The following is a 4,249-nucleotide window of genomic DNA, read 5'->3' as shown; positions in this document are numbered from 1 at the left end:
TCGAAGTGCTGATGGGTGACCAGCACGGCGTCGGCACCGATCAGCGCCTCCGGCTCTGGGGTCATCAGACCTGGGTCGATGACAATCGACCGCCCATTGTGCTGCAATCGGACACACGCGTGCCCGAACTTCGTGATCCTCATAACTTTCATCTTGCCGCTCGTCGCGATGCGCAGCAGCGGTTCGAGCAGCGCCCACTCGGGGTCGGTCAGCGACGAGGACGGGGAGAACGGGCACGTCGGCGACTTGCCGCGGCCCGCGCACGATCGTACCGGGACTCCCTCTACGTATCGGGCATCACACCCATCTGCCGTCGACGGGTCATCGACCGGCGTCACCGGCTCCCAGCAACACGGCAGGAGGATTCCTAAATGGTCTCTTTTATGAGCCTCCGTCAGCGGACTCTCGAGGTGGTGTTGTCGGAGGAGGAGTACGCGAAGGTGGCGCGGTTCGCGGAGGAGGCGAACTGCACGGTGCCGTGGTATCTGGTGCAGTCGGCGGTGGATCCGGTCGCCGCGGCGTCGTCGAAGGACGGGGGGCTGTGGTTGCCGTGGCCGCGGCGGCGGGAGGTTGTTCGGTCGCTGTTGTCGGCGTCGAGCGCGTTGGACATGATGCGGCTGCATCACGTGTCGAAGATCGGGGGCAACCTCAATCGGCTTGTGCACTTGGCGAATATCGACGGCGTGGTGGGCGAGGAGTTGTACGAGGAGCTGTTCACGGTGTCGGAGGAGTTGGCGGCCGTGGCCGAGGATCTGCGCGAGCGCGCCGAGCGCTTGGAGGAGTTGGCGCAGAAAGCGGCGCGGCGATGATTCCGAAGCACGGAACCCGGGGGTTCATTCACAGATACAGAGTTTCCCAAAGTTGGCGATGCCACAGAGTTTTCCTCATGAGCGCCATTCGCTCCACCTTCTCCGCTGCTGAGCGATACTCGACAACGAGCACCCGGGCCACGAGATCGGCCGTTGCCGCGGCTTCCGCTTCCCCCTCGATCTGTCCCGCCCTGGGTTTGATGGAGACATCGAACCCAGGGCGGGACAGGGGTCCTTGATGTCACCGCTCCCCCGCCGCTTCCCCCGGACCAGGACCACGAGCCGACGCTGTGGGAATTACGGGAGGAGCGGCTGCGGCGGGTGGCCGCGGATGCCGAGCGGGCCCGCCGCGCGCAACCGGCCGCACCGCCGGATGCTGGGTACGGGTGGCTGCTGGTGGTCGGCTTGTTGTTCATCGTCGTGACGCTGGGCGTGCTGCTGGTCCGCTGATCCGCCCGGCGGGGCGAACAAACCCCCGGAGCGTATGGACTCTGATCACACCGAACGGCCCCGGAGATCAACTCTCCGGGGCCGTTCGGTGTGATCAGGGAGTCTTACGGGTTCTCGCCGGTGAGCCAGGGCGGGTAGTGAGGTTCGCGGTATTGGAACCACAGGTGGAAGACCTGGTCCAAGCGGACCCGGAATCCTTTGAGCCGTCCGATCTCGTGGCCGGGGTGTTCGTCGTCGGGATCGGCGTGTGGATGGTCGACCACCCACACCAGGCCGTCGTCGCGGGTCCAGGCGTATAGGTCGTACCAGAGCTGATCGACCAGCACGGTCACCGCGTCGCCGCCGCGCCGGTACGGCACGCCCCAGGCCCGCAGTTGCGCGCACAGCACCGCGGTGCGGATCCGGCGCATGTGCAGTGCACGATCTCGTAGGCCACCGCGTGGGCGGCGCGGAGGATGCGGTTCATTTCACGGCCTCGATCCGGACCACAGCATTGGCCACGTACCGCTCGCCGCGGCGGGTGAGTTTCGGGCCGTGCCAGCGGCTCGTGCGGGTGTAGCCCCGGCTGGTCAGCTCGGTGTCGATGTCGTCGAGGGCGGCCGGGACTCCCGCCTCGCCGCTGTCGAGGACCACCGATTCCCACCACTGGCCGCGTTCGTAGCCCTCGAACGTCCCGTCCACGGCGAAGATGACCTCACCGCCGAAGATGTCGACGGCGGGGGGCCACTCCTGGGCGGGCGGGGTGGGGTAAGCGACCAGCAACACGTACTCCTCGATGGTGTTCATCGGCCGATCTCCTGCTCCTGCATGTGCAGCTGCCGGATTCCTGCCGGTGCCACGGCTTGGCCCGCGGCGAGGCTGGTGACGATGCGGGCTGTGCACGCGCGCTGCGGGCCCCGGGGCTGGCGCGCTGTTTCGGGTGGTTTGGCGCGGCCGGCGTCGGCGGCCTGGCACTGGGCGATCGCGTCGTCACGGGTGGCGGCGACCTGCGCGGTCTTGGCCTCCCACTGCTCAGTGCGCGCGAGCGAAGCGGCGCCGAGTTCACCGGCCTTGCGGGCGTGGGTGTCGAGCAGCTCGCGGATCTCGGCTCGTGCAGGTGTCGGGACACCGGCCTGAGTGAGGGCCTGGCCGAGGCGCCCGCGCTTCTCGACGAACGCGGCGCGCTTCTGCTCGAGGCTGAACGCCCGCGAGCCGCTGGCCACGCTGCTGAGGGTGTACCCGACGTCCTTGACCGCCTCGGTGAGCTGCCCGGCGGCGCGGGTGTGCGGATCCACCGCCTTGGTGGCGTCGATGCGCTCGGTGATCGCCTCCCGCGCGGCGTAGGCCAGTTGTGACGCGGCGCGCTCGCGGCGCAGGAAGTCCACGTCGGCTTTGGTGTGCTCGTCGGCGAACAGCAGCTCCGGCAGCTCGGTGCGGCCGGTGTCGATGTCGGTGATGATCGCGGCGAGCTGCGCGCGCTCGATCGAGGCCAGTCCTTTCCCGCCCTGCGCGGTGTCCAGCAGCTTTTCCCTGGTCGCGACGATCCGGTCGATACGGGCGCTGGTCTCGTCCTGCATGGTGGGTGATTTGTGCCCGAGCCGTGCTCGCTCCTCGGCCGAGAACTGGCCTTCGGCCAGCGCGTCGGCGTCCAGGCGCATCTCCTGGACGTCGTGGGCGTAGTCGTGGAGGTCTTCGGCGAGCCTCTGTCGATCGATGTATCCGGGCCACAGCTTGGTGTCGACCTGTACTCCGGCGGCGATGGCCTTGCCCGCCGCGCGGACTCGCTCCTGATCGGCTGCGGTCATCACCGAGATCTCCCGGCCCACCTGCGCGGCGATCCTCTGGTTCCGGGCGAATTCCTCGAGCAGTTTCGGGACCCGGCCGCGGGTCTCCTCGCCCGGGTCGACGAACACCGGTGAGGCCAGCAGATCGATGTCGCTGACATCGCCACGCAGGAAATCGACGACGAATCCCACACGGGCCCGGCCGGCTTCGCTGATCTTCGCTGCGGCCAGGTCGGCTCCCAGCTGCTGGCGCAGCGCGTGCTCACCGTCGAGGTAGGCGTGCAGACTGTCCGGGTCGATGCCGTAGTGCCATGCCGAGATCGCTTCTCCTACCGCCGCTTTCGCGGCGTCGGCCAGCGGCAGCGCGGAGACGATGTCGACGGCGGCCGACTTGCGGTCGAACAGGGCTTTGACTTCGGCGAAGGTTTGGGCGGCGACCGGATCGAAGTCACCGACCAGGTCCACGGCCAGCTCCTCGGCGTCGATGCGCACGCCCCAGTTCGTGGCGTAGTCGCTGGTGAGCTGGGTGAGACGGTCGGCGGCGAGGTCCGAGCCGGACCGGAACACCAGGGCATCAGCCAGCGGCGCCACTGACGCCGGGCCGTGCTGGGCGCTGTTCGCTGTGAGCCGGGCCTCGGCGTTATCGATCGCGGTCCGCATCCGGTCTTCGAGCTGGGCGACCGCATCGCCGCCCTGGCGCTCGGCCTCCTCGACTGCGGCGTCGAGCTTGTCGAGGCGCAGGCGGGCCTGGTTGACCGCGACCGTGGCCAGCAGATGTGCGATCCGCTGGCCGTGGCCGGTCGGTGTGCCCAGCTGCAAGGCGACGGCGTCGGGTTCGCGGTCGGCGGCTGTGGTGTCGGACATGGGGTGTTCCTCCTTGTGGGTGGTGGATTCCGGGGTGTGGTCCCAGCCCGGAGCGGGGTCGTGCTCGCGGTCGAGATCGGCGCGGTCGACGCCGTGCCGCTCGGCTGCGCGGGCCTGGTGCTCGCGGATCGCTTTGGCGACTGCGAGCAGCTGTTTGGGGCTCGCGGTCCGTTTGGGCACGGCCAGGCGGGAGTCGTAGAGGTAGGTGATCTGCCGCCGGCCGAAGCGTGTGGTCTCGGTCTGGGCGGCGGGGGCGTGCCCACCGGGGGCAAGGCCCGCCGCCCGGAGCTGGCGGCGGGCCTTGAGGTGGGCCGGTGCGGCCTTCCACGCATAGGCGTCGGGCTCGCGGTCAGAAGCGGTGTC

6 protein-coding genes are annotated in these 4,249 nt (G+C 69.1%); 2 read left to right on the top strand and 4 right to left on the bottom strand.

Annotated features, from left to right (window positions below):
* Positions 1-143: MBL fold metallo-hydrolase (locus ACWEO7_RS38290; RefSeq protein ID WP_452430605.1), on the bottom strand; the 143-nt coding region annotated here is incomplete at its 3' end.
* A 228-nt stretch (positions 144-371) separates the two neighbouring features.
* On the opposite strand from ACWEO7_RS38290, the gene ACWEO7_RS38285 reads away from it, so the two are divergent.
* Together ACWEO7_RS38285 and ACWEO7_RS38280 are read left to right on the top strand one after the other, a co-directional pair.
* Positions 372-809 carry a hypothetical protein gene (locus tag ACWEO7_RS38285; protein WP_452430603.1) on the top strand — a complete coding sequence of 146 codons (438 nt, stop codon included), beginning with the start codon at positions 372-374 and terminating at the stop codon, positions 807-809.
* Positions 810-1,130: 321 nt separating this feature from the next.
* The gene (locus ACWEO7_RS38280) at positions 1,131-1,259 is read left to right on the top strand and encodes a hypothetical protein (RefSeq protein ID WP_452430601.1); all 129 of its coding nucleotides are present in this window, start codon (positions 1,131-1,133) and stop codon (positions 1,257-1,259) included.
* A 104-nt stretch (positions 1,260-1,363) separates the two neighbouring features.
* Here the strand turns inward: ACWEO7_RS38280 and ACWEO7_RS38275 are convergent, their stop codons facing one another.
* From ACWEO7_RS38275 to ACWEO7_RS38265, 3 genes are all read right to left on the bottom strand, one after another.
* Positions 1,364-1,669, bottom strand: coding sequence for a hypothetical protein (locus ACWEO7_RS38275; RefSeq protein ID WP_452430599.1), 306 nt, complete (start codon positions 1,667-1,669; stop codon positions 1,364-1,366).
* Between the two features lie 52 nt (positions 1,670-1,721).
* Positions 1,722-2,045 carry a hypothetical protein gene (locus ACWEO7_RS38270; RefSeq protein WP_452430598.1) on the bottom strand — a complete coding sequence of 108 codons (324 nt, stop codon included), beginning with the start codon at positions 2,043-2,045 and terminating at the stop codon, positions 1,722-1,724.
* Positions 2,042-4,249: hypothetical protein (locus ACWEO7_RS38265; protein WP_452430596.1), on the bottom strand; the 2,208-nt coding region annotated here is incomplete at its 5' end. The genes ACWEO7_RS38265 and ACWEO7_RS38270, both read right to left, overlap by 4 nt.

It is taken from the genome of Nocardia sp. NPDC004260 (genome assembly GCF_053603155.1).
The sequence above is the reverse complement of the archived record's forward strand: the minus strand, read 5'-3'. Positions and strand labels throughout refer to the sequence as shown.